Below are 413 nucleotides of genomic sequence, written 5' to 3' on the forward strand. Positions count from 1 at the left end.
GGAGTGCGCCGCACCAGGAGCCTGCAACGCCGCCGGATTCACCGTGGATCTGACGTGGCAGGCGCTGCCGGGTCAGCCCGCCAGACTGCAACCGTGGCCGCCAGGAACAGCAGCAGCACGACGGGCTGACGGACCCGGACGGCGCTGGTCTGCAGATGCCAGGCCAGATCCTGCGGCGTACTCAGGTAGACCAGGAAAAGCACGGCGATGTAGCCCAGCGCGGCCAGCAGCGCCACCGCGGCCAGCGGCCGTTGCAGAACCCGACGCCACAGCACGGCCAGCACCAGCAGCGGCGCCAGCATCCACTCGTCCAGCAACAGGCGCTTGAGGATCATGGCGGACCCGCCGTCGGTCGTCAGCCGTACCAGCAGCTGCGACTGCAGGTCGGACCCGGCAAGATCGTTGCTTATATG

At 68.5% G+C, this 413-nt stretch carries 1 protein-coding gene; it reads right to left on the reverse strand.

All coding sequences use genetic code 11. The annotated features are described in order from the left end of the window. Positions 1-38 precede the first annotated feature (38 nt). The coding region (locus AC1DMU_RS29725) for a hypothetical protein (protein ID WP_476941702.1) at positions 39-413 on the reverse strand (375 nt) is incomplete at its 5' end.

It is taken from the genome of Bacillus sp. 01N45 (assembly GCF_056399205.1).